Genomic DNA, 24,326 nt, shown 5'->3' with positions numbered 1-24,326 from the left:
AAAACTCATTTAAATCACTTTGCTATTAAGTACAAATTGATTCTTAGAGCGAACCAGATTGCTTGGCAGGAGCTTAAAAATATGGCAGCTTAAAATTGACCGTGCGTAACATGAGTAATTAAGATCGATACCAACAATATGAGTTGATATAAATAATAACGGCAATAGTAAATGTCATAAATTAGGATCTAGTGCGTGCCCAGAGGGGGTCGAATCTCCACCCTTGGCTGCACACTAGCTTTATTGTTATTTTGCGAGCGCGAACCATAAATTTTCACTTACTAAAGCAGACAGTGGAAGTATATTGCTGTTGACTATGATTCCTGTTATGAAACCGTATACTCATCAAAATAATAACAAAAGTTCTCAATTCAATTTTTCTACCATTATATAGGAGGAAAAACCTCCGAAGGTACAGGGAGAATTATCTCCATTATTATAAAATTTCGGCGGAGAATTTTTATTTTCAATGTTATAACCTAATAAAGCATAAGTTAACCATAGCTTAGTACCTTGGGGCAGATTAAGTATCACTTGACCACCAGCATTCGCTGCACCACTTATGCCAATGTTATTAGTGGTGTCTGCTTGATTAATAATCGTCGCTGTAGATATTGGACTAAATTTACTAGCCTCTGTGGGCTGGGGGTTTTGGAATCCAACCGTAGCCATAAACTGCACCGTATCTCCCACTGTGCCACCACAAAGAACGCCATTAACGTTATAGGTAATTTTATAATTACTTGACTCATTAATAAGGATAAGTTTCTTGTTATGAACTCCACTCTCTATTAATGTTGGTGTATCGTGGCCTAAACTTGCTTTTACAAAATTTAGATCAACATAAGTCGGTCCATTTATGATTAAAGGCTTGCCGGTATAGAAAGGACAATCTAGTCCTACGGTACAACCAGGGGAAGCTTGATTATCAACTTTTGAGCTAGCAGAAAAATAACTAAGTTTATTAATCAGCTGAGCTTTTCCCTCACCCTGGGTGGGAGGGGTAGGGGAGGCAGTGGCAATAGCGCTCATAAAGACTAAAACTGCTGCAATTATAGTGTTGTGGGTTATCGTCATTTTATTTTAATCCTAAATCCTCTAATTAAGTTTATCATTCCATATGGTCTGACTCATATTTGGATTAATGGGTTAATGCAGTTAGCTATGTAAACCTAATATTAAGGCGTACGTAATGTTTTCGTTAGCAGTCACTTAACTTTTATGGCTTCATATAATGGGAATTTTAGCCCTTTAATTTTTAAAGGATAGCATAAGTCTTTGACTTAGACCTCAAAAGGATTGCTATGACAAATGAGCAGTTTAGAAGCAAAGGAGCAAGCACACAAAGGGAGTAGTGATTATTAGTGTCCTTATTGAGACATAAGTAACAAAATATTCCGAAGACATCGGTTATAAAAGACACGAGGCACATGGAAATAGCTTGAATGTGGCGGTTTACTAATCAAATGGAATAACAGAAGGCTTTCATCGGAAGATGAAGCTGATTCAACGTCGTGCTTACGGATTTAGAAACTTTGAAAATTATCGGTTAAGGGTTAAGGTTTTGTGTTCTTGATTAATGCCCCCGCAAATGGGAAAGTCCCAATATACCAAGGTGAGGTGGCGCGCCCGGAAGGATTCGAACCTCCGACCCTTTGGTTCGTAGCCAAATACTCTATCCAACTGAGCTACGGGCGCATTGCCATATTGATTGGCGGAGAGAGAGGGATTCGAACCCTCGATGGGATTTCTCCCATACTCCCTTAGCAGGGGAGCGCCTTCGACCACTCGGCCATCTCTCCAATCAATGGTAGCGGAGTATACCAGGTATTTGAGTGTCGTCAATAACTCTTAATTCTAATCTTTAAAAAAATTATGAAATTGAAAATAAATTAAGTTCTTTGGTTAAAAAATGTTGAAAATTAGAGGTTAATCCCAATAATAACTAGGTGTCTTGCTGAGTTAGAACTTATTTCCTTTTTAAATCAAATAGAATTTCCAAATTTTAAAGAGAACTGCTACTCTTTATTCTTATATTTTTTGATTGTTTTATTCGTATTGATGGCCTGTACAAGGAGGACTAATGAAACACCAGTCAAATTTAAGCGGTCGTGATGTTTATATTGTCGATGGAAGCCGTACCCCCTTTTTAAAAGCGAAAGGAATAGGCCCTTTTACCGGATCCGATTTAGCGGTAGCCGCCGGTACCGCTTTACTTAATAGACAGCCTTTTTCCCCCTCTGATATTGATGAGGTAATTATTGGCAGCGCAATGCCTGGTCCTGATGAGGCAAATATCGCCCGTGTAGTGGCCTTACGTCTTGGTTGTGGAAATAAGGTGCCTGCTTTTACTGTTATGAGAAACTGTGCCTCCGGTATGCAAGCTTTAGATAATGCTGCTATGCAAATTGCTAGTGGACGTAGTAACTTAGTCCTTGCGGGTGGTACCGATGCCATGAGCCATGCTCCTTTACTGTTTAATCAAAAAATGGCAGGGTGGTTAGGTAAATGGTTTGGTTCTAAAACTATGGGGCAAAAATTAGCCTTAGTCCCTCAATTTCGTCCTTCTTATCTTGCTCCTGTAATTGCCTTGTTAAGAGGTTTAACTGATCCCATCGTTGGACTTAACATGGGACAGACAGCTGAGAAAGTGGCTTATCGTTTTAATATTAGCCGTGAACAAATGGATGAGTTTGCTTGTCAAAGTCATCTAAAGCTTGCCCAAGCTTATGCTGAACAGCGTATGACTGAAGTTGCCCCTATGATTGATTATAAGGGCCGTGCTTATCTGCAAGATGATGGAATACGTGCTGACTCTACAGTGGATAAGTTAGGGAAATTAAAGCCCTTCTTTGATAAAAAATATGGGATGGTAACACCTGGAAATAGTTCGCAGATTACTGATGGCGCTTGTTTATTGTTATTGGCCAGTGCAGAGGCAGTGAAAAAACATGGGTTAAAAGTTATAGGACGAATAGTTGATTCGCAATGGTCTGCCCTAGATCCTTCTCAAATGGGCTTAGGACCTGTACATGCAGCAACACCGATTTTGCAACGGCATAAATTAAAGCCTGATGACATGGATTGTTGGGAAATCAATGAAGCGTTTGCAGCACAAGTTCTTGGTTGTTTTGCTGCTTGGGACGATGAAGAATATTGTAAAGAGCAATTAGGGTTAAAAGAAAAACTTGGGGCTCCTTCATTAACGAAATTAAACCGTGAGGGTGGCGCGATTGCAGCAGGACATCCAATCGGGGCTAGTGGGGCTCGTATTGTTCTGCATGTATTAAAATCTCTTGAGCAAAGAAATGAGTCGCGTGGTATCGCTGCCATTTGTATTGGTGGTGGACAAGGTGGGGCGATGTATCTTGAACGAGTGACTGAGGTGAAAGGACATGAATAATTATAAACATTGGGACTTACAACGCGATAAAGATCAAATTTTGTGGTTAGGTTTGAACAGGAATGATGCTACTGTAAATACTATTAATGAAGAGGTATTAGATGAGTTAAACAGTCTTCTTCAAGAAATAGCCCAAGATAAAAAAGCGATTGGTCTGGTTGTTTATTCATTAAAAGAAAAAGGTTTTATTGCTGGTGCGGATGTAAAAATCTTTTCTGAGTTTGCCAGCCCTGCTCAAGCAGTAGAGTTTTTACAAAAAGGACAGGCAGTCTTTTCTCGCTTACAGCATCTATCAATACCTACTGTTGCTTTAATCGATGGTTTTTGTCTGGGAGGAGGCTACGAGTTGGCTTTGGCCTGTACTTACCGAATTGCTTCTGATGAAAAAGACACTAAAATTGGTTTGCCTGAAATTATGCTAGGTATTCATCCTGGTTGGGGAGGAACCGTGCGTTTACCTCAGCTTATTGGTGGGGTTAATGCTTTATCGCAATCAATTTTAACTGGACAAATGCACCATGCAAGCAAAGCTAAAAAACTAGGTATGATTGACGAGGTGGTGCCTGTCCGTCAATTAAAAAGGGCCGCTGTTTACTTCATCAAAAATAAGCCCGAAAAACACAGACCATCCTTTATGGCGCAATTGATGGATCAATCCTGGTTAAGAGCTCCACTTGCTTATCTAATGCGTCAAAAATTAGCAAAGAAAGCGCGTAAAGCTCATTATCCAGCCCCATATGCGGTAATTGATTTGTGGGAAAAAGAAGGCGGAGTGGGTGAGCGAGCCTATTTAAAAGAAGTAGATTCAATCGAGCAATTAATCAGTAAAAATGAAACCTCAAAAAATCTAATTAGAGCTTTCTTGTTAAGAGAACGTTTGAAAGGTTTTGCTAAGGACAGTACCTTTAAAGCTCATCATGTACATGTAATCGGCGCAGGAATCATGGGTGGGGATATTGCTGCATGGTGTGCCTTGCGAGGAATAAAAGTAAGTTTACAAGATAAATCTTATGAGCAAATTGCACCTGCGATAGGTCGTGCTCACAGCTTGTACAAAAAGAAACTTAAAAAGCCGCGTTTAATTCAAGAGGCAATGGATAATCTTATACCTGACCCCGAAGGACATGGAGTGGCTCGCGCTGATGTGATCATCGAGGCGGTGTTTGAAAATCTTGCTGTAAAACAGGAAATAATGAAGAAAGTTGAAGCGCAAGCTAAAAAAGATGCAATTATCGCCACAAACACTTCGAGCATTCCTTTAGACGAAATTAGTTCTGTGATGAAAAGTCCTTCCCGTTTAGTAGGGATACATTTCTTTAATCCCGTTGCTAAAATGGACTTGGTGGAAATTGTAAGTAGTGCCAGCACTACTAAAAAAGTTGAACAAAATGCCTGTGCTTTTGTTAACCAGCTTAGCAAGTTACCCCTACCTGTTAAATCAAGCCCAGGCTTTTTAGTCAATAGAGTATTAATGCCTTATTTAATGGAATGCGTACAGCTATTAGAAGAGGGGTATAGTCCTGAAACTATTGATGAAGCGGCATTACAATTTGGTATGTTTATGGGGCCTGTTGAATTAGCAGACACTGTTGGTATGGATGTTTGTTTAGCTGTGGCAGAAAATTTAACTAGCCATTTTGGTGGTACTGTGCCTGAAAAATTACGTCAAATGGTTAAAGATGGTAAGTTAGGCCGTAAAACAGGCAGTGGTTTTTATAGTTATAGCAATGGGAAGCCTGTGAAAAAAGCAAGTAATGCAAAAATTGATGAAACGATCGCCGATAGATTGATTCTACGCATGGTAAATGAATCTGCAGCGTGTTTGCGTGAAGGCGTGGTGGCTGATGCAGATTTATTAGATGCTGGGATGATTTTTGCAACTGGTTTCGCGCCATTCCGCGGTGGCCCCATGAATTACGCCAATGATTTTGGTAAAGATAAATTAGAGCACTTATTTAAAACGTTTGAATCTAAATACGGCGAGCGATTTAAAGTGGATACAAGTTTATAAATACCTGATCAACTCTGTTTTAAAATTGGTCCTCCCTCCTGCTCGTTGGTAGGAGGAAACATTTCATCAGGTGTTGAGTATTATCACTAGGCCTTTAAAAAGAAAAAAATATGGACTTAAGGGTTAAATTTTTTTATCTAATATGTTCTTTTTTGGGGCTATTTATTCCTTATTGCCAAGCAGCAGTATATGTTTTGCCAAATAAAGGGGATGTTGTTGGTAAAATTCAGCATGTTGGTTCTGAAGTAAATGAAACCATTGAAGATGTTGGGAGGCGCTGGGGCATAGGCTACTATGAAATGATCAATGCTAATCCAAAGGTTGATGCAAGAAATACCTTATCAGCCAATACATCATTAATTATCCCTTCTCAATTTATTCTGCCCCCAGGCCCACGAAGGGGTATTGTTATCAATTTAGCCGAATATCGCTTATATTATTTTCCACCTGATGAAAATGTGGTATTTACTTTTCCTATTGGTATTGGCAAAAAGGGATGGAGCACCCCTGTAGGTAGTACTAAAGTCACTGCGAAAGTAACTCATCCAACTTGGAGGCCGACAACAAAAGTCCTAGCAGCGGCTGAGCAAATTGGAGCCCCACTTCCTGAGGTTTTTCCACCAGGACCCAATAATCCTTTGGGTGATTATGCTTTGCGCTTGAGTTGGCCCTCTTTTCTAATTCATGGAACTAATATAGTGGATGGGATTGGGGCTCGAGTGAGTGCTGGATGTATTAGAATGCTTCCCAGTGATATTGAGTATTTATACCAGATGGTTAGTGTGGGAACTCAAGTCCGCATTATCAATGAGCCAATAAAAATGGGTAAAATTGAAAATCAATGGTTTTTTCAGGCTCATCCTTCTTTAAGTGATCATAAGAAAATCAAGTTAAAGGATTTATTAGTTAAAAAATTATCTATCCTTAATATTAAAAAAATTGATTCATCAATCTATAGAGAGCTTACTCATCCTAGTGGATTAATTATCCCGATAAGCGAAACCTCTTAACAGCGCGCATGATTTTATAGCGGCGTCAGAGATTGAGTCCATTGATTGTCATTACTTAGTGCGCTTAACGTTTACACCAAAGTAAAAAAACATAACTGAAACCAGCCAATAAAAAACCTGCCATGATATCTGTCGGGTAGTGCCAGCCTAATAGGATGCAAGAGGCAATTAAGATGATATTTCCTCCGACTAAGATAGCGCAAACTAAGGGCCATTCTTTAACTAGAAAGATGCTGAATAACGCCCAAATACAGTGAAATGAAGGCAGGGCTATTAATCCGCCTTCTATCGTAGAGGGAGGTAGATGATTATGGATTTCTTTAAACTTTAACCCGGTTGCGATTTGATAAGGGGTAAAAAAGGGGCTGTGAATCACACTGGCTGGGGCGGTCGTAGGATAAAAATAGTAAAATCCAAACCCAAATAAGGTAGAAAATAAAAGAAGAAAATAATACTCTCTAATAAGCTGAAAGCGACCCATAGCTATAAGAAACAAAGGTAAAACACACATTTGGTTAGTTAGACTATCATAGGTAAATCCCAGTATAAGATGTAGTTTTGGATGATTATGAGTCCAGGTTAAAATAGCGGGAATATCTATATTAAAATAATGCTCAAAAGCGACGATTTGTTGATCAATAGGCGGAAATGGTGTTAATTGAATGGCATTGGTTGATAAAGCAATGATACACATGATTAGGAAAAAATAGATCAGCTCACGTGCTATTTTAGTGAGGTGTTTATCTTTTCCAACTTGAAGAATTAAACCAAAATAAAAAAGTAATAATGAAAGTGCTATTTGAATCGTATTTGGAGGAAAGTAATTATTACCGAGGAATTTATAAATAAAGGAATTAATTAGCAGTGCCGTTGACGATAAAAGAACAACTAGACCGCCAAGCAAAAAAATCCAGATATTTAGTTTCGAGCGCATTACATTATGATTCTGTGGCGGTTAATAATTCTTTTTGTTTAATTGCATGAAAAATTTCTTCTCGGTGTACATTGATACTTCTGGGAGCCTCTACACCAAATTTTATATTCCCGTGTTCAGCTGTTTTAAAGGCTAATATTTTAACGGTAGTGTTTCCAATGCTAATCATCAATGGTTTTTCAAAATCAAGAGAAATTATATCCATCAAACCCTCGTTATTATAATCGTTATAAGGTTTTTTAAGTAGAGTACAGCAATTCCATGCAAGTTAACTAATTTAATTAGTTTTGTCACTAACAATTAGGGTAAAATCCAAAAAAAATGTGTATATGTGGATAAAATTGAATAAATGTTTTTAAATTGATCACTAAATAAAATGATTTGTACGTTAATAGAAATATCAATCTAGTTTTTATACCGTTCCATCCTTGTAAGATAGGGCGAAAAGGGGTACAATTCCCCAGTTTTTTAACCTTGCCTTACTGATATCTCAGGTCAGAAGGCTACATCCATAAGGAGAAATCATGAGACATTATGAAATTATGTTTCTTGTGCACCCCGATCAAAGTGAGCAAGTACCAGCAATGGTTGAGCGTTATGAAGGGATTATTAAGAAGCACAATGGCTCGATTCATCGTAAAGAAGACTTAGGTCGTCGTCAATTAGCCTATCCTATTAATGACGTGCATAAAGCTCACTACATTTTAATGAATATTGAATGTAACCTCGAATCGCTTGAAGAAATTAAAAATGCATTCAAATTTAATGATGCTATTTTAAGAAACTTAATCACCGTCCAAAAACAAGCGATTACCACTGAATCCGTGTTAATGAAGAAAGAAAAAGAAACACGTACTGCTTAAGAGGAGAGAGTTATGTCTGTATATTTTCGTAGAAAAAAAATGTGTCGTTTTAGTGCTGAAGGCGGAAATGACATTGATTACAAAGATATCAATTTATTAAAAAACTATATTTCTGAAACAGGTAAAATTGTACCTAGTCGTATTACTGGTACTCATACACGTTTCCAACGTCAATTAGCAAAAGCAATTAAACACGCTCGTTTTGTTGGTTTATTGCCTTATTGCGATAGCCATAGATAATAACTAAAAATGATGCGCATAGGTGAGTTAGTCTTAAACCAAAGTAAAAAAGTGCTTGAAAACAAGCAGTATGCTATTTTTTGTGCTGCACTGTTATCAGTTTTACCTTTTGCTTCTTGGTTATCCGTAGCTTTAGTTGTTTTAGTTACTTTAAGAAAAGGTGGAAAACTTGGCTTTGAAGTCTTAGTCCCTGCCTTAATAATTCATACTGTGCCATTATTGCTGTTAGTGCCTGTAGGAAGCGCTTTAATAAACACGTTGATTGCTTATTTGCCTTGTTATTTTGCGGCGTTAACCTTACGTAGCAATGCAAGCTGGCAAGCCGTTGCGGGTGTTTTCTTCTTGCAAGCATTAATCGCTTTTGTGCTAGTACAATGGCTAATACCTGATTTAGCTATGGTGCAGTTTAATCAATTTAAAAAGCTGTTGTCCCATTATAATGAATATCAACAATTCATTGAGACGAGTATCGAAGGTATTAACCCTTGGGATTTAGCACAGTTATTTTTGGGTATTCAAATACTAAGTGTGGTTGTATCATCAATTATTTCATTGCTTTTTGCTCGTTTTATTCAAGCTAAATTATTTGTACCGGGTGGTTTAAAAGCAGAATTGGCTGATTTCCGTAGTGGTAAATTAGCTTTTTTAGTTTTATTAGCAACTTCAGTTGCCTCTTACAATGAGTTCGCTTTTGCTATAAATCTATTACCCCTAGCTTTAGGGTATTTTTTGCTAGCTGGTTTTAATTTAAGCTACGTTGTATTAGCGCGTAGATTGCATTTTAAAGCAATTATTTTACTTATTTTGTTAATAGTGCTCCAACCGACATTTGTATTATTCGCGTATGTTATATTTGGCTTATTGGATAGTTTGTTTAATTTTCGGTTATATCTCCCATCAAGGGCGAGTGAATCAATTTAAGGGGTTTTTAAGATGGAAGTTATCTTATTAGAAAAAGTTCGTAATTTAGGTAATTTAGGGGATAAGGTTAATGTTAAATCCGGTTATGGCCGTAACTATTTAATCCCACAAAATAAAGCAGTTTTTGCCACTGCGAAAAGCATTGAGCAATTTGAGCAACGACGTGCTGAGCTCGAGAAAAAAGCGCAACAGTCCCTTGCTGCTGCAGAACAACGTGCTGCTAAATTAAATGACACTAATTTAGTAATTAGTGCTATGGCAAGTGATGAAGGTAAATTGTATGGTTCTGTGGGTGTTAATGAGATTAAAGACAGCCTAAGTGAAAAAGGAATTGAGGTAAGCAAACGAGAAATTGTGATGCCTGAAGGGCCTATTCATTCAATTGGAAATTTTGTAGTTGAAATACATGTTCATAGCGATGTAATTGCTCAATTACAACTTGAAATTGTTCCCTCTAAATAATACTCCCAGCTCTTTTCATGAAAGCCTTGAAGTTAACTTAAAATAGTTTCAAGGCTTTTATTTTAAATAATTACCTCTCCAATATACATCAGTGTAAATTATTTTTTTTTATCCAAAAAAACCCGGTTGTGTTGATAAAATGATTTTTATGTATATAATAAGGGCACTTAAACTATTGAGGTCAAAAATATGCCGACTATTACTCCACAAAATATTAACTCGAAGCTTGATACCTTAGAGAGTTTAGGAAAAACAATTGCAAAATGGACTAAAGATCTAGATTCAGCTAAAAAAGCAGAAATAAGTTTGAAAAAGTTCTTAGCGTTGAGTGGAGAAATAAGCGATTATATAGCGAGTAATCTTTCAAAAACTACTAAAGCAAAGAAAGGCTCTTTATTAGTGTCGTACCGCGATAAACTTCAAGAGATTAAAACTAATTATCCTACCAAAGGATTAACCTCTGCAATTGCTAAGAAAATTGAGGCTTTAGAAACTGCGAAAGCAAGTTTTGAACGTGCAAAACAAGAGCGTGAATTACAAAACGATGCAGCTCTGATTGAAGTGCGTCGATTATTGCCCTTAATAACGGCGACCGTGAATGCTTATGAAAAAGCTCGCTTGGAAGATAAGGATGCAATTCTAGCCCAATTTAAAACTGAAAGAGAATTACTAAATACACAAATAGCGTTATTAGCCGACAAGGGCGCCTACGTCATACAAATAAATGATTTATCACACCAAGTTAATAAGCGCACTGCTGTTTTGGCTCAACAAGAAGAGGCACTTAAAGCGATCATAGTAACAACTGCTACAAAAGCCAAAAAAGCTGTTGATGCGATGACTATCAATGAGCAAATTTTAGCTATTGCACCTCCGCAAGTACAACATGCAGTTAAAAAATTGGTTGCAGGTCTTACTACAGGTGATTTACAAAAATTATTAAAGGGAGCCGATTCTGCCGCAGAAACTTCTTTAGTAGGTTATGCGCGTGGCGAGCTTGTTGCGGTTGCTGGTGAAAAAAGCCAGATTAGTAAAGAACTCGCGGTGATTTCTGATTTACCTCAGGATCAACAATTAGAGGTTATTACTGCCTTAATTAGTGGTAAAGACAGCAATGGTGTTCTGGCAACTATGAGTCAAAGTACGCAAATGGCTTTGTCAGCAGCTTTAATTAACCAATTAGCAATTAAAGCAAATATTGATAAAAAAGATCAATTGGCTATAAAAGAATTCGCTACTGGTTTAGTATCGAGTATGGTCCGGGTTGAACGGGGTGAGGCAACCCATTTATCGGTGTTAGCCCTTGTAAAAGATTACTCCGGTCAAGAAGTTATTGCGCAATTCCATATTGATCTGCAGTCTTTAAGTAGAAATCCAGTCGATTTCTCTGCTTTAATGGCTTTAAACTTACTAAAAATAGGGGTTAAAGAAGATATGCAAGTAGTTACCGCTTTTACGAACCTTCCACAAGTAGGTGCGTTACTACAACTTAAAGGCAGAAACCTTTCAACTTTAGCGCTTGAAGATAGAGGATTACAGCAACTTACTAAATTAGTACTGGAAGACACCTCAGCGATTAAACAAATAACTAATGGTGAAGTTGAAGACGTCTCTGAAAATGCGCTAATTGCTGCAACAAAATATAGTAATGCTATGGTGGTTTCTCGTTCTGAGCTTGCGTTTTTGGATAAGCAAGCTAGTGAAAAACCAAGTATTGGCTTAGTTGCTGATGTGATAAAAGCCCTAGCCATTATGAATTTAACTGTACAAGCAACAGTAATCAACGTGGCCTCAAAACAAGCTTTAGGAATTACTAATCTCGTTGGCAATGCTCCTCGATTATTAATAGAAGATGCGAACCCTATTGCATTAGCAGCTTCAGAGCCGAAGGCGATTGAGTTTCCAAGCCCATCACCAATTAGAGCACCCGTTAAACCTAGCATCAATGAAGAGTTAGTTGCAAACGTTAATGCTGCTCTAGATAAATTAAAAGCTTTACAAACTTCTTTAATTGCTAATTATGGAAAAAATCCGAATAAGCAATATATAGTAGTTACTAACGCTCGCTTAATAGAAGTTTTAAGTACTGCCTTAAACCAGTATACCAATGATGGAAAACTTGCCGAATTTAAGCAAGCATGCCAAGGTGCTATAACTGAGGAAATGAAAAAACAATACAATACTCATAGAGACAATGTTGTTACTCAGTTTTTTGCCGCAATTGCACACGCGTTTAGTAATTTATTTTCGGCCTTATTTGCTAATGCGGAAAGTAAACAAACCAAAGCTGGGATGGTTGGATTCTTTAATTCCGCTTCTCGTCACACTCGTTCTGCTGCGGTATTGTATACATTTAACAATGAGCTTAAAAATGCGTTTGATTTAATTGATGTACCAGAAGAAGATCTAGAACATGAATTAAGTAGCCAAGCCTTAGCTAAATGTCATTGATATTTTTCTTAAAAGGCCTCCTATGAGGCCTTTTTTTAGTCTCAATTTATTTCCACTTAATATTACAACCTAAACTTGCTTTTTGGATACCATTGATGGGCTGGCCGTTTAGTAGACAATCTAACGCGTGCCGTAAAGAATCTCCAGTAACTGGAATATCATTTCCCGGCCGAGAATCATCCAATTGCCCCCTATATACTAAAGAGTGCTGCTCATCAAATAAATAAAAATCAGGAGTACATGCGGCTTGATAGGCTTTGGCCACTTCTTGTGTTTCATCATAGAGATAAGAAAAGGGATATTTTTCTTGTTGTGCGGTTAATCTCATATTCTCTGGTGAATCGTCAGGATAATTAATGACATCATTAGAATTAATAGCTAAAAATAAAACATCTCGTGGTATATAGTCGTTAGCTAGACGGGTAAGTTCATGATTTATATGTTTAACATAAGGACAGTGATTACAAATAAAAAAAATCAATGTAGCTTTATGTTGGTTTTGTCCATTAAACCTGATTTTTTTTCCTGTGGTAACGTCTTCTAATTCAAAGTAGGGGGCCTTAGTACCTAAGGCAATCATAGTGGATGGTGTTCTGCTCATATTCGTATCCTATTAAAGGAGATTTAACTTTCTAGCTAGTAGAAGAAGTTTTGATCTCAAATCGAAAAAAAGTTATCGTTATACTCTATTTATAAAGATATGATAAAGTGCCAATAGGGCGAAAATAGTATTTAATATCGCCCATAAGTAAGAAGCTTTCTGGCCTCTATACCCCCGGTAATAGGCATACAAAGCTATAGAAAGACTGCCAAAGAAGAATAACCAGTGATTATGGTAAGCAAGACCTATAGACAATAAAGCTATACCCAAAATTCCAATTATCAAAAACATAAGGTTATTTTGTCCTAACATTGAGTAGACAATAATAAGTTGAAGACACAATAATAAGGGTAAAGTAAATTGAGTATGAGAGCCGCTACCAAATAAAATAGCGAGATGGCCCGCGATTAGAATGAGCTCGAGGGCAATGAAGTAAGCTAACTTATAATAAATAGCGGTCGCTAATAAGGCCAAGGAGCCTAGTACATAATATACTTGAGGCTCTTGGCTCTGAAAGAGATACCCATATAATGAAATACAGGCACCTAGTATTCCGAGTGTTAGATAAGTGCCACTAGCAAATGATTGGAGACGCACATATCACCATTTTAAATAAATACCTTTGGCAACGGAGTCCTGAATCACATTAGCTTGACTTTTATTAACTGAAATCCAGTAGTTTCCCATGTTGCTTAAAGCAAAACGCACCCGGGGGTACTGGCAGATTTCTAGTACATCTCTACAATCCACTAAAGAAGTATTGTCATCCATACGCTTGTAGCATTTAAAGTTTACATTTTTCACATCCGAAGCAAAAGCTGCCCAGTTCATTGAGTCTAGAGAAGCAAGCAAGGGAGGACTCATAAATGCATCGGCAGTATCATGTCGCTCAAGCTCAATTTTAGCGTCTGAGCGGTTTTGAATAAGATAATACGATTGCTCCCCACTTTCATTTAAAATTAGATTGCTTTGATCATAACCAAAACCTGATACTTCACATCCCCTCGGAAAAGAAGATGCTGCATTAAGCGAGCTAACTAAAAGAGTAGAAAGCATGAGTGATCGAGTAACACAATTAAATAGAGACATAATTTCCTCAAAACAAATTTTAAGTGTTATTTTAATCATAAATTAAGCAAAGTCTATGCTGAGATCAAAAAAAGCTTACAAATCTTTATGGGCATTTATTTTAGCTTTTATTAAAGGAGAATAAGTTCTATAAAAACTTAATAACAAATACATTAATATATAACCTAGTGATAGGGTTAGACATACCATATTGGTATCAGGGTAATAAATAAGTAAAACTAACGAGCTTATTCCGTATAAAGCCGAACAACAATGCATCAGGATCTTTAGTGTTTTGGAGTCAGTTAAATAATCTAGCCGAGATGGATAAACATATTTGACTGGAACAAAAATTAAGATGGAAAATATACTGAGCAAAATAGCGTTATTAATAGCGGAAGTATCAAAAATATACATATAAAAGACGGCGATATTCCAATAGCAAGGGAATCCTTTAAAAAAATGATCAGGGGTTTTGGCATCATCTTGGCAGAATTGGTAAGCCGAAGTAATAGAAATAATTGCTATAAGAAAGATAGAATAATCTTGCGGGAGCATGTCCGGCTTAACTAATAAGAAGAAACAAGGAGTAATGACATAGTTTAAATAATCAACAATGTTATCTAATAGAGCTCCATCTATTTTCGGCAAAATCACTTTTACATGGGCTAGACGAGCAAAGCTTCCATCAACGGCGTCAATAAAAACAGTTATCGCCATGAGCCATAAAGCCATTATATACTCATGCTGATAAATCTTGGCTAACGTAAGAATGCCAAGAAAAGCACCACTTGCTGTAAATAGATGCACAGACCAAGCTGCAATATACGATAAAAGATGGGTTTGTTTAGGCGTCATTAAGATCCCACAGTAATAATAAATTAACATTTTGATTTAATGGACTGTTCTTTCAGAAAAAACAGCATAAAATATCAAAATAGTATCAATAATCAAAAGTAAAGTGCAAGGCAAGTCTTTTAGTTTTAAACAATTTCTCTTTAAAATTGAACTAAACTTCATAAATCTTCCCTTTTTATGGTGACAAAATGAAAATTCAGACAATTAATCCAGCAACTGAACAAATACTGGCAAGTTATGATTGTCTAAGTGATAAAGAAATTCATCATAAAATAAAAGCTGGCCAGGATGCTTATTTATCTTGGCGCACCACTGATTTTGCAACCCGCAAAAAAAAAATGAGGCGAATGACACGCTTGTTACGAGAGCAAACTAATGCATCAGCGGAATTAATGTCTTTAGAAATGGGTAAACCAATAACTCCTGGCAGAGCTGAAATTGAAAAATGTGCCCGTCTTTGTGAGCACTATATTGAACATGTAGAGGAATATTTAGCTCCTCGTATTATTAATACGGAAATGAGACTTGCTAAAGTTTGTCACAATCCGCTAGGGATTGTTTTCGCTATCATGCCGTGGAATTTTCCCTTTTGGCAAGTCTTTCGTTTTGCTGTTCCCACGATTCTCGCGGGAAATGCTGCACTCTTAAGACATGCTCCCATATCAACAGGTACAGGAAATAAAATTCAAGAGTTATTTGAACAAGCCGGTTTTCCACCCTCATTATTTCAACACCTTATTGTTGATAACAACGGTGCTTCAACAATAATTGAACATCCTTTAATTATAGCTGTAACCTTAACAGGCAGTGAGAGGGCGGGTCGAAGTGTTGCTGAGCAAGCAGGAAAAAATTTAAAAAAATCTGTTTTAGAGTTAGGTGGTTGTGATCCCTATCTAGTTTTAGAAGATGCGGACTTAGAGTTAGCAGCCCAAAATATTGTAAGTTCCCGTTTAAATAATACTGGTCAGGTTTGCATTGCTGCTAAACGTGTTATTGTAATTAAAACAATAGAAGAACAACTGCTCGAAAAAATTCAGCAACATATGAGCCATTTTACCACAGGTGATCCTTTAGATCCCCAAACTAAGTTAGGCCCGATGGCGCGAAAAGATCTGCGAGAAACATTGCAAATACAGGTAGAAAAATCTTTGAAACAAGGTGCTAAATTATTAGGTGGTGGTATAATTCCTGATGGTAGGGGGTTCTATTATCCGCCTACTTTGTTAACAAGAGTAAAACCTGGAATGCCTGCTTTTGATGAAGAATTGTTTGGACCCGTTATTGCTATTTGCTCTGCAGAAAATGAGGAAGAAGCAATTCGACTTGCAAATATGGGGCAATATGGCTTAGGTGCGGCGGTATTTACCAAAGATTTGAAGCGCGGGGAGCGTATTGCTACTGAAGAAATTGAATCCGGTGTATGCTTTGTAAATGCTCTTGTTGCTTCTGACCCGCGCTTACCTTTTGGTGGCATAAAAAATTCAGGCTATGGCCGAGAGTTATCAAAAGAAGGCATATTAGAATTTGTAAATACTAAAACTATAGTAGTTAGCGATTAAACAATGAAGAAAACAAATAAACTCATTTTTATTTCTGCAGCCGAGCAAAAATTAACTGCTTACGAAGCGGATCAGTTAAGTTTTACTTATTTAATTTCCACCGGAAAAAACGGTCTGGGGGAAAAGATGAATAGTGAATGCACACCTAGAGGTTGGCATAGAATTTATTCCGTTATCGGTTTAGATAATGAAATAAATAGTGTATTTGTAGCTCGTGAATGGACCGGAGAAATATACTCTTCAGAGTTGGGGAAAAATAATCCGGGCCGAGATTGGATTTTAACGCGGATTTTACAACTGGAAGGTTTAGAACCTGGTCGTAATAAAGGAGGGGATGTGGATAGCTTACAACGTTATATCTATATCCACGGAACCCCCGATTCAACACCTTTAGGAATACCAGGCTCACGTGGCTGCATTCGCGTAAGAAATAGTGAAATGATAAATCTGGCGCAATGGGTCACAACAGATACTTTAGTATACATTCAATAACATAAATAACTGAGGCCGTATCCAACGGCAACTGAATGGGGTGAATTAATGTCTTATAAATTTGAAGAAGGCAAAGATGTTTTAATTGCAGCTGTAATAGAAAAAATTAAGCATTCTATGGCTGGTGATCAAAGCAAGTTTTGCGCGGAATTTGCAGAGCAATTTTATGGAACAGTTGCATTGGAAGATTTACTTGCATGGGATATTGATGATTTATATGGCGCTGTTGTTAATTTTTGGTCCCTAATTTCCGAGCGTAAGCCTCATGAAACCAAAATTCATATATATAATCCGGATTTTGAACGGCATGGTTGGCAAACCACCCACACTGTAGTTGAAGTAATTTGCGATGATATGCCCTTTCTAGTAGATTCTATGCGCATGGTAATCAATAGAATGGGGCTCTCATCCCATCTTATTGTGCATATGGGGGGGATTAAGGTTAAACGAGATAAACAGAATAAAATCTCTGAGGTGCTACCTCGTAATGGTAAAAATACTAGTAGTAGTGTTATCAATGAAGCCCCTATTTTTATGCAAATTGATAGGCAGACGGACCCTGAAGTTTTAGATAAATTATATAAAAATTTGCAGCGAGCCTTAGATGATAATCGTATTGTGGTCGAGGATTGGGAAAAAATGCGCGCTGAAGTTAAAGAGGCCATTACAGAGCTAAATAATGTAGCCGACGTTTTGGATGCAAATGAGGTTCAAGAGACTAAAGCTTTACTTCATTGGATTGAAGATCATCATTTTACTTTCTTAGGTATGAGAGATTATGAACTGGTAAAAAAAGAAAACGATACTTTACTCCAAGCTATCCCTAATACAGGTCTAGGTGTTTTACGTGATACCCTAAGCACAGGTCATACGCGCAATATTTCGGCAATGGCGCCTGAGGCTCAAGAATTTAGCCTTTCCCCCCGCATTTTAGTAATGTCTAAAACAAATAATCTAGCCACCGTACATCGGAATGCCTATACAGATTATATTGGTATTAAGCGCTTTAATAAGAAAGGAGAGGTCATCGGTGAGCGAAGAATTATAGGTCTTTATACTTCGGCGGCCTATCATACTAATCCAAAGCAAATACCTTTTTTAAGGCATAAAGTGGCTTTAGTAATGGAGAAATCTACTCTAAATCCGCGCAGCCATTCTGGAAAAGTACTTTTAAATATTTTGGAAACCTTACCCCGTAACGATTTAATTCAAGCGTCTGAAGAGGAATTATTAGAAATCGCAATGGGTATATTTTACATGCAAGAACGAAAACGTATTCGTTTGTTTGCACGAATGGATGTATACAGAAGATTTATTTCTTGTTTAGTTTATATTCCTAAAGAGTTGGTCAATACTGAACTACGATTAGCAATGCAGAAAATTCTGGCTGATAGCTTTAATGCCCAAGAAATCGATTTTTCTACCCAATTCTCCGAGTCTGTTTTAGCACGGATACATTTTATTATTCGTGTTGATCCACAAAATATTCCTGAATATGATCTTAAAGAAATTGAGAAAAAATTGATCGACGCGGGGCGTTCTTGGACCGATGATTTACAGCACCATTTATACGATGCCAATGGTGAAGAGCAAGCAAATGCTATTTTTGCGCGTTACCGTTCTGCTTTCCCCGGTGCTTACACGGATGTTTTTTCTCCCAGAACCGCAGTATATGATATTAAGCATATAGAAACGTTAACCCCTGAAAAACCGCTAGGGATTAATTTCTATCGTCCTTTAGATGAATCAGAACACAATTTCCGATTGAAGATTTATCAACATCATTCAACTATCCCTTTATCAGATGTGTTACCTATACTAGAAAACCTCGGTTTGCGTGCTATCAGTGAACGGCCTTATGAACTCAAATTTGAGGATGGCAAAGTCACCTGGGTGAATGATTTCGCTTTACAATATAATAAAGACAGCGAAATTCATTTAGATGAAATTAAAGAGTTATTTCAAAATGCTTTTGTAGAAGTCTGGTTTGGAAATGCTGAGAATGATGGGTTTAACCAACTTGTTTTATCGGGTGGACTTAATTGGCGCGAGGTAGCTGTATTAAGAACTTACGCCAAGTATTTTAAACAAATTGGCTTCACCTTTAGTCAAGAATACATGGAAGCTGCATTAAATCATAATATCGGAATTGCTAAAAAACTGGTCAAGTTATTCGCAATTCGTTTTAATGTAGGCGAATCTAAAAAAAGAGATGCACGTTTTACGGCCTTAGTACAAGATATTTATGCCGATTTAGAAAATGTAGCTAATCTTGATGAAGATAAAATCTTAAGACAATATGTGCATGCTATTAGCTCTACCCTTAGAACTAACTTTTATCAGACTGACGCAAAAGGCAAATGCAAAAATTACATCTCTATTAAATTGAATAGTAAAAATATCCCTGGTGTGCCTAAACCCCAACCTATGTTTGAAATTTTTGTCTATTCACCCCGTTTTGAAGGCGTTCATTTACGTTGTGGTAAAGTGGCTCGCGGAGGCCTGCGTTGGTCTGATCGTCGGGAAGATTTCCGCACAGAAATTTTAGGCTTGATGAAAGCCCAGCAAGTAAAAAATTCCGTTATTGTTCCTAGTGGTGCCAAAGGTGGTTTTGTACCTAAGCATTTACCCATCAATGGGACTCGTGAAGAAATTATGGCAGAAGGCATTGCTTGTTACCAATTATTTATTCGCGGTTTACTTGATATTACAGATAACTATAAAGAGGGGCAGGTCGTCAAACCTAAAAATGTTCTTTCCTATGATGAAGATGATCCTTATCTAGTAGTGGCTGCTGACAAGGGCACCGCGACTTTTTCAGATATCGCCAATGCAATTTCCCTAGAATATAAATTTTGGCTAGGGGATGCTTTTGCTTCCGGTGGTTCAGTGGGTTATGACCATAAAAAAATGGGTATTACTGCACGCGGCGCCTGGGAATCTGTTAAACGTCATTTTTATGAGCTGGATTATGACATTGAAACCAAAGATTTTACGGTAGTAGGTATTGGCGATATGGCCGGCGACGTCTTTGGTAATGGGATGCTAATGTCTCGTCATATAAAATTAGTCGGAGCATTTAATCATCTTCATATTTTTATAGATCCAAACCCCGATGCGGAAAAGACTTACAAAGAGCGTGAGCGTTTATTTAATTTACCCCGTTCTAATTGGACTGATTTTGACAAGAGCTTAATTTCCAAAGGTGGTGGCGTTTTTAATCGTAGTGCTAAATCTATCCCTGTTAGTCCTGAAATGCAAAAGCTCTTTGGTATTAAACAAACCCAAATTGAGCCGAACGAGCTAATTAAGACCATTCTCAAAGCTAAAGTTGATTTATTATGGAGTGGTGGGATTGGTACCTATGTCAAAGCAAGCTCAGAAAGTAATGCCAACGTAGGTGATCGCGCTAATGATGCAACCCGTGTTAACGCTAAACAGTTACGTTGTCGGGTAATTGGAGAGGGCGGTAATTTAGGCTTAACTCAATTGGCTAGGGTGGAATATACTCTAAATGGTGGCATGGTTTATACCGATTTTATTGATAATTCGGGTGGCGTAAATTGTTCCGATAAAGAAGTAAATATAAAAATCTTATTAAACTCTATTGTTGCTTCAGGTGATCTAACTCCGAAACAAAGAAATGAGCTCTTGGGTGAGATGACTGAAGAAGTTGCGAAACTAGTTCTACGTGATAATTACCTGCAAACACGAGCTATTAGTTTAACTGCCTCACAAGCGCTACGTGCACTGGAATTACAAAGTCGCTATATCAATGAGTTAGAGCGCACAGGAAAACTTGATAGAAATTTAGAGTTTTTGCCAGATGATAAAGCGCTTATGGAGCGTAAACTAAAAGGCCAAGGCTTAACTCGTCCTGATATTGCTGTCTTGATGTGTTACAGCAAGACCATTTTAAAAGAGCAGATATTGGCCTCTGATGTTCCTGAAGATAGCTTCATGAATCAGACTCTTATTGCAGCCTTCCCTAAACCTTTACAAACGCGTTTTAGTCAGCAAATGCAAGATCATCCTCTACGTCGTGAGATTATTGCAACACGTTTAAGTAATATCATTAATAATGAGATGGGTTTTACCTACGTATATCGCTTGCAAGAAGAAACAGGAGCTTCTGTGGCTCTTATTGTAAGAGCCTATATGATTGCGCGCACAGTGTTGGATTTAGAGTCTATTTGGAAACAAATTGAGGAGCTGGGAACTAAGATAAGTGCACAAAAACAAATTGAAATGATGATGTATTATGTTCGCTTATCAAGACGAGTTACGCGATGGTTCATCCGTGCTCAACGCCGCCTACAGGATGTTACTCAAACCATTAAACTGTATTCAGAGGGTATCAAAGAACTCAAGCAATCAATGCCAGCGGTATTTGGGGAAGATAACCGTGAGCAATATAAACAACAATATCAAAGTCTAATTCATGATGGTATTCCGGCGGCCCTTGCGCATGAATTAACCGTTACTCGTGGGTTATTTGCAGCTCCTGATTTGATTGAAATCGCTCATCTAAAAGGTTTGTCAATTCCTAAAATAGCCGAAATATATTTTGGAATTGAAGAGTATTTAGATATTGCTTGGCTAAGAACCCAAATTATTATTCATACTACCGAAAATAACTGGGAATCCTTATCACGTGAAGCTCTTCGTGATGATTTAGATTGGCAACAACGGCAATTAACTGCTGGGATCATTGGCTTCGATGGTAAAGCAAAAGACTTAAACGCTTGTTTAGAAGCTTGGGGTGGTTTACATCGAGACTTGATTGAGCGTTGGCGCTTTATTGTTAACGATTTAAAATCTAGTTCCGTATTGACTTATACTATGTATTTCGTAGCGGTACGTGAATTATTGGATTTAACACAAACTACCTTACAAACTTCAGATGTAGAGTTGGTCTAATTAAGTTCATCCCTGGTTGAAGAGACCAGGGATGCATTAACTAGCTGTTTGAAAATGGCATTACTAATACTAAGGCGTGTTGACAATTGCTCCTACCTACCTGCCGGCGAGGCATCAGGAGGTCTAGAGTAAGAGCAAATTTCCTTGTGCAGGCCATGTCATTCTAGTGTCAACACGCCCTAGAGACCTAGACCGATTTTAACTGAATAATTTGAGCACTATGTTCAAAACGGAATTCTTGAGGGGCGTTTTTTACTATTGACACTGCTATTAAGTACTGATTATTTCCTAAAATAGAGAAGTCTACTAATTCACCTACTTCAACCGCCTCATCACTTTTGTATAATTTCTGACCTGAGAATAATTTTTCTTCAGTAGTAATGATATAAGTTAGTAATTGATGCTTAAGTGTGGCACGATAATGGGTTCGTGCAATAATTTCCTGCCCTTTGTAACATCCTTTATCAAAACTTAAATAAGAGGTTTGTTGTAAGTCTAGTCGATGAGGTAAAAATAATCCCCGCGATTCTGGGTAAATGCTTAGTTCATGCTGCTTTAATCTTAAGCTATGCCAAGTTAATGAGCCTAATAATTGCTTTCTCTCTGCAAAAATAGAGCTCAGCTCAGGGTTTTGATTGTTATCGATAAGAAAGATATAAAAACCTTGTCCTAAATGATAATAGCAAAACGAAGAACTTTCAGCTTTTGCATAAGTCTCTTTAGGTAAATATAGCGAATAGGGGATTAAATCTTGAGGATTTTGCAGATAAAACCCAAAAAGTTTATATTGTTTCTCTTCTTTTATACTCACTCGTGAAAGCAAGGCAGTTTTACTGAGTGAATTTTGAGTTTGCTCTAGAATATCTTCAGGCAAAACTAATTTTATTCCATTCCAATTAACCACATCAAGTAAAGCTAAGATTCGCCCCTTTAAATTACATTGAGCGGCTTGGATCATTTGGATGTCATTAGCTTTTTGGATATCGGCAGTGAGTTGGCCTTGCAAAAAATCGACCGATTTCTCTCCTTCAAGGCTCAAAACACCTAAATAAGGCAAATCAAATAGATAGTTTTTTTGTGGATTGAGTGCTAATTCTTCAGTAATTGGTTTAATACTTGTATAAGCGCGAGAGTTAATTAAATGAGTATTCATAGGATTGATTCTTGCTTAATTTAAAAGTGCTAGTGTATCATTTGCTGCACAAGCTAAGGCAAGTAATTTCATAATCAAAGAGTATAAAAATGCTAAATGCTCAAGAAAAAGCACGATTAAGTTGGCATTGTCGTCGTGGCATGTTGGAGCTTGATCTCATTTTACATCGTTTTTTAGAAAAGGGATTAGATTTACTTAGCAAAGATCAGATTCAACAATTTGATTCTTTGTTAAGCTACACTGATCCTGAATTATTTGCTTGGTTAATGGGGCATGAAGTGCCTTCAGATAAAGAGTTAGCAGAAATTGTTGCCTTCATTAGAGCTCATAGTTAATCCTAAAATTTCTACAATTTATAGACGTTTGCTCTTAGTGCTTTACTTTCTGAGTGTCTTATTTATTGTTAATACCTCTTTTTATTTTTCTGTCAAATTGATGTTAATTTGTGGTTTACTGCTGCAAGGGCAATTTTATTACCGGTTAGGGAAACCCCACCCCGAACTTCATGAAATAAGACAGCGAGGGAATGAATGGGTAATAAGTTCACAAGGTGGTGAAGAAGCTTTTTGCAAGATTATAGTATTGATTCACAATCCACTTTTCCAATTACTCCAAGCCTCACAATTAAATAAAAATAAATTATTAATTTTATTTAATGATCAACTATCTAAGCAGCAATTGCGCCTACTGCATCTTAAGTCAGCAAAAACTTAGTATATAATGTACATATAGTAACAATAATAAGCTAATCAAGGATTGATATAGTTTAGCTAAGTTCAATATACCCCTCATAATTAATGGAAGCATATTATGAATAGTCGTTCCACCTCGAGTGATTTTAATTTAGTTCACTTAGCCCAGCAAGGCGATTTAGAGGCATATAATACCTTGCTAGAGCGCCATCATCATAAAATAAAACAAATAGTGTATTTTTATGTTAATGATCATGCTTATACCAATGATTTAGTTCAGGAAGTATTATTAAAAATTTTTCGTCATCTTTCCGAGTTCAAAAATGATTGCGAGTTTACTACGTGGATCTATCGTATTGTTCAAAATACCATTAAAAATTATTTTCGCGCATTAAATTTACGTATAGACTCTGAAGCGCAATTTGCTAATGAACAGAGTTTTACAGTTTGCACCTCTCCTGAGCATCAATTAATGAACATGGAGCTTGGGGATCTTGTAGAGTCTGCCGTCGCTAAATTATCCGAAGATTTACGTCTTTGTTATGGTATGCATATTTTTGAGGGACAAACTTATGAAACCATTGCCCAACGAATGCATTGTCCTATTGGTACTGTTCGTTCCCGCATTTTCAGAGCCCGAAAATTGGTTATGGGCTATGTTGATGAGAAAGAAAACAATCTATAAAAG

General features: G+C 37.2%; 23 protein-coding genes, 2 tRNA genes and 1 pseudogene. 15 read left to right on the top strand and 11 right to left on the bottom strand.

Annotated elements, in window-relative coordinates; genetic code table 11:
* Positions 1-9: 9 nt before the first annotated feature.
* Positions 10-165, bottom strand: a complete 156-nt coding sequence (locus tag ELY15_RS16040) for a hypothetical protein (protein ID WP_158617405.1) — start codon at positions 163-165, stop codon at positions 10-12.
* A gap of 201 nt (positions 166-366) precedes the next feature.
* Complete coding sequence (locus ELY15_RS03110) at positions 367-1,077, bottom strand: hypothetical protein (RefSeq protein ID WP_127098186.1); 711 nt, start codon at positions 1,075-1,077, stop codon at positions 367-369.
* Between the two features lie 368 nt (positions 1,078-1,445).
* On the opposite strand from ELY15_RS03110, the pseudogene ELY15_RS03105 reads away from it, so the two are divergent.
* Positions 1,446-1,576, top strand: a pseudogene (locus ELY15_RS03105) (transposase); the annotation flags it as partial.
* Between the two features lie 45 nt (positions 1,577-1,621).
* Here ELY15_RS03105 and ELY15_RS03100 read toward each other — a convergent pair.
* Together ELY15_RS03100 and ELY15_RS03095 are read right to left on the bottom strand one after the other, a co-directional pair.
* Positions 1,622-1,698, bottom strand: a tRNA-Arg gene (locus ELY15_RS03100).
* Positions 1,699-1,712: 14 nt separating this feature from the next.
* Positions 1,713-1,802, bottom strand: a tRNA-Ser gene (locus ELY15_RS03095).
* A gap of 281 nt (positions 1,803-2,083) precedes the next feature.
* On the opposite strand from ELY15_RS03095, the gene ELY15_RS03090 reads away from it, so the two are divergent.
* From ELY15_RS03090 to ELY15_RS03080, 3 genes are all read left to right on the top strand, one after another.
* Positions 2,084-3,403, top strand: coding sequence for an acetyl-CoA C-acetyltransferase (locus ELY15_RS03090; RefSeq protein ID WP_127098185.1), 1,320 nt, complete (start codon positions 2,084-2,086; stop codon positions 3,401-3,403).
* The gene (locus ELY15_RS03085) at positions 3,396-5,414 is read left to right on the top strand and encodes a 3-hydroxyacyl-CoA dehydrogenase NAD-binding domain-containing protein (protein ID WP_127098184.1); all 2,019 of its coding nucleotides are present in this window, start codon (positions 3,396-3,398) and stop codon (positions 5,412-5,414) included. The genes ELY15_RS03090 and ELY15_RS03085 overlap by 8 nt, the downstream gene beginning before the upstream one ends.
* Before the next feature lie 110 nt (positions 5,415-5,524).
* A complete protein-coding gene (locus tag ELY15_RS03080; protein ID WP_127098183.1) occupies positions 5,525-6,424 on the top strand; it encodes a L,D-transpeptidase family protein in 900 nt (299 codons plus the stop codon).
* Positions 6,425-6,488: 64 nt separating this feature from the next.
* Here the strand turns inward: ELY15_RS03080 and ELY15_RS03075 are convergent, their stop codons facing one another.
* Together ELY15_RS03075 and ELY15_RS03070 are read right to left on the bottom strand one after the other, a co-directional pair.
* Entirely contained in the window at positions 6,489-7,358 is an 870-nt protein-coding gene (locus tag ELY15_RS03075) for a phosphatase PAP2 family protein (RefSeq protein WP_127098182.1), read from the bottom strand.
* Positions 7,359-7,362: 4 nt separating this feature from the next.
* Positions 7,363-7,563, bottom strand: a complete 201-nt coding sequence (locus ELY15_RS03070; protein WP_127098181.1) for a carbon storage regulator — start codon at positions 7,561-7,563, stop codon at positions 7,363-7,365.
* A 319-nt stretch (positions 7,564-7,882) separates the two neighbouring features.
* Between ELY15_RS03070 and rpsF the strand changes: the two genes are divergently transcribed.
* The 5 genes from rpsF (at position 7,883) to ELY15_RS03045 (ending at position 12,295) form a co-directional block, all read left to right on the top strand.
* Positions 7,883-8,221: a 30S ribosomal protein S6 gene (gene rpsF / locus ELY15_RS03065; RefSeq protein ID WP_127098180.1), complete on the top strand. Its 339-nt coding sequence runs from the start codon at positions 7,883-7,885 to the stop codon at positions 8,219-8,221.
* 12 nt (positions 8,222-8,233) lie between these two features.
* Positions 8,234-8,461 carry a 30S ribosomal protein S18 gene (rpsR, locus tag ELY15_RS03060; protein WP_127098179.1) on the top strand — a complete coding sequence of 76 codons (228 nt, stop codon included), beginning with the start codon at positions 8,234-8,236 and terminating at the stop codon, positions 8,459-8,461.
* A 9-nt stretch (positions 8,462-8,470) separates the two neighbouring features.
* Entirely contained in the window at positions 8,471-9,382 is a 912-nt protein-coding gene (locus ELY15_RS03055) for a hypothetical protein (RefSeq protein ID WP_127098178.1), read from the top strand.
* Positions 9,383-9,394: 12 nt separating this feature from the next.
* Entirely contained in the window at positions 9,395-9,844 is a 450-nt protein-coding gene (rplI, locus tag ELY15_RS03050; protein ID WP_127098177.1) for a 50S ribosomal protein L9, read from the top strand.
* Between the two features lie 189 nt (positions 9,845-10,033).
* Positions 10,034-12,295: a hypothetical protein gene (locus tag ELY15_RS03045; protein ID WP_127098176.1), complete on the top strand. Its 2,262-nt coding sequence runs from the start codon at positions 10,034-10,036 to the stop codon at positions 12,293-12,295.
* 46 nt (positions 12,296-12,341) lie between these two features.
* On the opposite strand, the gene ELY15_RS03040 is transcribed toward ELY15_RS03045, so the two are convergent.
* The 4 genes from ELY15_RS03040 to pcsA all read right to left on the bottom strand — a co-directional run bounded on the left by ELY15_RS03040 (position 12,342) and on the right by pcsA (position 14,822).
* The gene (locus ELY15_RS03040; RefSeq protein WP_127098175.1) at positions 12,342-12,896 is read right to left on the bottom strand and encodes a thioredoxin family protein; all 555 of its coding nucleotides are present in this window, start codon (positions 12,894-12,896) and stop codon (positions 12,342-12,344) included.
* Positions 12,897-12,974: 78 nt separating this feature from the next.
* On the bottom strand, positions 12,975-13,493 hold the full coding sequence (locus ELY15_RS03035) for a hypothetical protein (RefSeq protein WP_127098174.1): 519 nt from the start codon (positions 13,491-13,493) through the stop codon (positions 12,975-12,977).
* A gap of 3 nt (positions 13,494-13,496) precedes the next feature.
* On the bottom strand, positions 13,497-13,985 hold the full coding sequence (locus ELY15_RS03030; RefSeq protein ID WP_127098173.1) for an enhanced entry protein EnhB: 489 nt from the start codon (positions 13,983-13,985) through the stop codon (positions 13,497-13,499).
* Between the two features lie 75 nt (positions 13,986-14,060).
* Positions 14,061-14,822 (bottom strand): phosphatidylcholine synthase, encoded by a 762-nt coding sequence (gene pcsA / locus ELY15_RS03025; RefSeq protein WP_127098172.1) that lies wholly within the window; start codon positions 14,820-14,822, stop codon positions 14,061-14,063.
* A 188-nt stretch (positions 14,823-15,010) separates the two neighbouring features.
* Here pcsA and ELY15_RS03020 point away from each other — a divergent pair, with 188 nt between their 5' ends.
* From ELY15_RS03020 to ELY15_RS03010, 3 genes are read left to right on the top strand one after another with little or no spacing between them, the layout of a single operon-like run.
* Positions 15,011-16,381, top strand: a complete 1,371-nt coding sequence (locus ELY15_RS03020) for an NAD-dependent succinate-semialdehyde dehydrogenase (RefSeq protein WP_127098171.1) — start codon at positions 15,011-15,013, stop codon at positions 16,379-16,381.
* Positions 16,382-16,384: 3 nt separating this feature from the next.
* A complete protein-coding gene (locus tag ELY15_RS03015; protein ID WP_127098170.1) occupies positions 16,385-16,873 on the top strand; it encodes a L,D-transpeptidase in 489 nt (162 codons plus the stop codon).
* 48 nt (positions 16,874-16,921) lie between these two features.
* A complete protein-coding gene (locus tag ELY15_RS03010; RefSeq protein ID WP_127098169.1) occupies positions 16,922-21,793 on the top strand; it encodes an NAD-glutamate dehydrogenase in 4,872 nt (1,623 codons plus the stop codon).
* A 187-nt stretch (positions 21,794-21,980) separates the two neighbouring features.
* On the opposite strand, the gene ELY15_RS03005 is transcribed toward ELY15_RS03010, so the two are convergent.
* Positions 21,981-22,955, bottom strand: coding sequence for a folate-binding protein YgfZ (locus tag ELY15_RS03005; RefSeq protein WP_370449373.1), 975 nt, complete (start codon positions 22,953-22,955; stop codon positions 21,981-21,983).
* 80 nt (positions 22,956-23,035) lie between these two features.
* Here ELY15_RS03005 and ELY15_RS03000 point away from each other — a divergent pair, with 80 nt between their 5' ends.
* The 3 genes from ELY15_RS03000 (at position 23,036) to ELY15_RS02990 (ending at position 24,323) form a co-directional block, all read left to right on the top strand.
* Entirely contained in the window at positions 23,036-23,281 is a 246-nt protein-coding gene (locus ELY15_RS03000; protein WP_127098167.1) for a succinate dehydrogenase assembly factor 2, read from the top strand.
* Positions 23,256-23,660 carry a hypothetical protein gene (locus ELY15_RS02995; RefSeq protein WP_158617404.1) on the top strand — a complete coding sequence of 135 codons (405 nt, stop codon included), beginning with the start codon at positions 23,256-23,258 and terminating at the stop codon, positions 23,658-23,660. The genes ELY15_RS03000 and ELY15_RS02995 overlap by 26 nt, the downstream gene beginning before the upstream one ends.
* Positions 23,661-23,756: 96 nt before the next feature.
* Positions 23,757-24,323 carry a sigma-70 family RNA polymerase sigma factor gene (locus ELY15_RS02990; protein WP_127098165.1) on the top strand — a complete coding sequence of 189 codons (567 nt, stop codon included), beginning with the start codon at positions 23,757-23,759 and terminating at the stop codon, positions 24,321-24,323.
* The last annotated feature ends 3 nt before the right edge of the window (positions 24,324-24,326 follow it).

It is taken from the genome of Legionella sp. km772, from assembly GCF_003989735.1.
Classification (GTDB): Bacteria; Pseudomonadota; Gammaproteobacteria; order Legionellales; family Legionellaceae; genus Legionella.
This window is presented reverse-complemented; position numbering and strand designations above follow the sequence as displayed.

Excerpts from the sequence above, each read along its gene's own strand:
- ELY15_RS03110 (WP_127098186.1), bottom strand. The coding sequence starts at position 1,077 with ATGACGATAACCCACAACACTATAATTGCAGCAGTTTTAGTCTTTATG.
- ELY15_RS03090 (WP_127098185.1), top strand. The coding sequence starts at position 2,084 with ATGAAACACCAGTCAAATTTAAGCGGTCGTGATGTTTATATTGTCGAT.
- ELY15_RS03085 (WP_127098184.1), top strand. The coding sequence starts at position 3,396 with ATGAATAATTATAAACATTGGGACTTACAACGCGATAAAGATCAAATT.
- ELY15_RS03080 (WP_127098183.1), top strand. The coding sequence starts at position 5,525 with ATGGACTTAAGGGTTAAATTTTTTTATCTAATATGTTCTTTTTTGGGG.
- ELY15_RS03075 (WP_127098182.1), bottom strand. The coding sequence starts at position 7,358 with ATGCGCTCGAAACTAAATATCTGGATTTTTTTGCTTGGCGGTCTAGTT.
- ELY15_RS03070 (WP_127098181.1), bottom strand. The coding sequence starts at position 7,563 with ATGGATATAATTTCTCTTGATTTTGAAAAACCATTGATGATTAGCATT.
- rpsF (WP_127098180.1), top strand. The coding sequence starts at position 7,883 with ATGAGACATTATGAAATTATGTTTCTTGTGCACCCCGATCAAAGTGAG.
- rpsR (WP_127098179.1), top strand. The coding sequence starts at position 8,234 with ATGTCTGTATATTTTCGTAGAAAAAAAATGTGTCGTTTTAGTGCTGAA.
- ELY15_RS03055 (WP_127098178.1), top strand. The coding sequence starts at position 8,471 with ATGATGCGCATAGGTGAGTTAGTCTTAAACCAAAGTAAAAAAGTGCTT.
- rplI (WP_127098177.1), top strand. The coding sequence starts at position 9,395 with ATGGAAGTTATCTTATTAGAAAAAGTTCGTAATTTAGGTAATTTAGGG.
- ELY15_RS03045 (WP_127098176.1), top strand. The coding sequence starts at position 10,034 with ATGCCGACTATTACTCCACAAAATATTAACTCGAAGCTTGATACCTTA.
- ELY15_RS03040 (WP_127098175.1), bottom strand. The coding sequence starts at position 12,896 with ATGAGCAGAACACCATCCACTATGATTGCCTTAGGTACTAAGGCCCCC.
- ELY15_RS03030 (WP_127098173.1), bottom strand. The coding sequence starts at position 13,985 with ATGTCTCTATTTAATTGTGTTACTCGATCACTCATGCTTTCTACTCTT.
- pcsA (WP_127098172.1), bottom strand. The coding sequence starts at position 14,822 with ATGACGCCTAAACAAACCCATCTTTTATCGTATATTGCAGCTTGGTCT.
- ELY15_RS03020 (WP_127098171.1), top strand. The coding sequence starts at position 15,011 with ATGAAAATTCAGACAATTAATCCAGCAACTGAACAAATACTGGCAAGT.
- ELY15_RS03015 (WP_127098170.1), top strand. The coding sequence starts at position 16,385 with ATGAAGAAAACAAATAAACTCATTTTTATTTCTGCAGCCGAGCAAAAA.
- ELY15_RS03010 (WP_127098169.1), top strand. The coding sequence starts at position 16,922 with ATGTCTTATAAATTTGAAGAAGGCAAAGATGTTTTAATTGCAGCTGTA.
- ELY15_RS03000 (WP_127098167.1), top strand. The coding sequence starts at position 23,036 with ATGCTAAATGCTCAAGAAAAAGCACGATTAAGTTGGCATTGTCGTCGT.
- ELY15_RS02990 (WP_127098165.1), top strand. The coding sequence starts at position 23,757 with ATGAATAGTCGTTCCACCTCGAGTGATTTTAATTTAGTTCACTTAGCC.